This is a genomic window from Vibrio sp. Vb0598, assembly GCF_033338935.1.
GTDB lineage: Bacteria > Pseudomonadota > Gammaproteobacteria > Enterobacterales > Vibrionaceae > Vibrio > Vibrio alginolyticus.
This window is the reverse complement of record NZ_JAWOTP010000051.1, coordinates 1-2,330: the sequence shown is the minus strand read 5'-3', so window position 1 is coordinate 2,330 and position 2,330 is coordinate 1. Positions and strand designations below refer to the sequence as shown.

At 50.3% G+C, this 2,330-nt stretch carries 1 pseudogene; it reads left to right on the top strand.

What is annotated here, in order from left to right:
• Positions 1–2,330 (top strand): annotated as a pseudogene (locus R7Q38_RS22730) (hypothetical protein); the annotation flags it as partial.

The window sequence follows — 2,330 nt, the reverse complement described above, 5'->3', positions numbered from 1 at the left end:
CAAGGCTCTGACCGAGTGGTGAGCTACCAACTCGATGCTTCAGCAACACCAGTGGACGGTTTAACATCGCAAGGCGCGGCTGTCACACTGACAGAAACCGCAAATGGTGATGGTAGTTTTACCTACGAAGCAACAGCGGGCTCTGAAGCGGTCTTTACGCTGACTGTAAATACTGATGGTTCTTACAACTTCACGCTTGAAGGGCCAATTGATCACGCGGTTGATAGTGACGAGCTGACACTGAATTTCCCAATTATCGCAACCGACTTCGATGGCGACACCGTTACTGAAACCATTCCAGTCACGATTGTTGATGATGTACCGACCATCACAGCGGTGGATGCTTTGAGTGTCGATGAAGATGACCTTAGCGGCGTGGGCTCAGACCAAACTGACGCTGTGTTCGTTGAAGGCGCGTTTACTACCACACAAGGCTCTGACCGAGTGGTGAGCTATCAACTTGATTCAACCGCTGATCCTGTTGCGGGGCTAACGTCTCAAGGTGAGGCGATTACCTTGGTGGAAACCGCGAATGGTGACGGCAGCTTTACCTATGTGGCGACCGCAGATGGCAATCCTGTTTTCACGTTAAACGTAGCAACAGATGGTACGTACGACTTTACGCTGCAAGGCCCGATTGACCATGCCGCCAACAGCGATAGCCTGACGATTGATTTCCCAATTGTTGCCACCGATTTTGATGGTGATACGACCACGGCAACCATTCCCGTTACGATCGCAGATGATGCGCCAATCATCGATAATGTTGTGCCTCTGGCTGTAGACGAAGATGATTTATCAGGTATTGGCTCAGACCAAAGTGACGCTGTGTTTGTTGAAGGCGCGTTCACCACTACCCAGGGTTCAGACCGAGTGGTGAGCTACCAACTTGATTCAACGGCTGATCCTGTCGCAGGTTTAACTTCTCACGGTGAGCCTGTTACCTTGGTAGAGACTGCGAATGCTGATGGTAGCTTCACTTACGTGGCTACCGCGGATGGCGATCCTGTCTTCACCATGAATGTGAATGCTGACGGTACATACAACTTCCGTCTGGAAGGCCCGGTTGATCACGCGCTAAACAGCGATGAATTAGTTCTGAACTTCCCAATCATTGCAGCCGACTTTGATGGCGATACGACAACCGCGACCATTCCAGTCACGATTACTGATGACGTTCCAACTATCAATAACGTTGTCCCACTCACGGTGGATGAAGATGATCTCGCTACAATTGGCTCAGACCAAAACGATGATGCGTTTATGTCGGGTTCTTTCACCACAACTGAAGGCTCGGACAGTGTTGTTAAATACCAGCTTGATGTAACAGCAGATCCAGTAGCAGGGTTGACCTCTCATGGTGAGCCTGTCGTGCTTGCTGAAACTGCTAACGGCGACGGCAGTTTTACTTACACAGCCACAGCAGATGGCAATGCCGTATTTGAATTGGTGGTGAAGCCAGATGGTAGCTACACCTTTACTCTGCAGGGTCCACTAGACCATGCGGTGAACAGCGACAGTCTGCAAATCGACTTCCCGATTATCGCAACAGATTTTGATGGCGATACCTCGACAGAAACACTGCCTGTCACCATCGTTGACGATAAACCAACCATCACCGACGTAGACGCAATCCGTGTGGATGAAGATGACTTAGCGACGATTGGCTCTGACGGCTCAGATCCAATTTCAATCGATGGTAACTTCACTACAACGCAAGGCTCTGATGGGGTAGTAAGCTACCAATTAGATACTGCTGCAACGCCAGTTGATGGCCTAACATCGCAAGGTGTGGCAGTGATGCTGACTGAAACCGCAAACGGCGACGGTAGCTACACTTATGAAGCGACAGCAGGAACTGAAGCCGTATTTACGCTAACAGTAAACACGGATGGCTCATACAACTTCACGCTTCAAGGGCCAATCGACCATGCGGTAGACAGTGATGAGCTGACGCTGAACTTCCCAATCATCGCAACGGATTTTGATGGTGATACCACCACAGAAACGATCCCAGTCACCATCGTGGATGATAAACCGACCATTACCGATGTTGATGCGATTACCGTTGATGAGGATGATTTAGGTACGATTGGCTCAGACCAAACTGACCCGATTTCAATCGATGGCAACTTCACCACCACACAAGGCTCGGACCGAGTGGTGAGCTATCAGCTCGATGCTTCTGCAACACCAGTAGCTGGACTCACATCACAAGGGGTGGCAGTCACGCTGACTGAAACCGCAAATGGCGATGGCAGCTTTACTTACGAGGCGACAGCGGGTAGTGAAGCGGTCTTTACGCTGACGGTGAATACTGATGGTAGCTA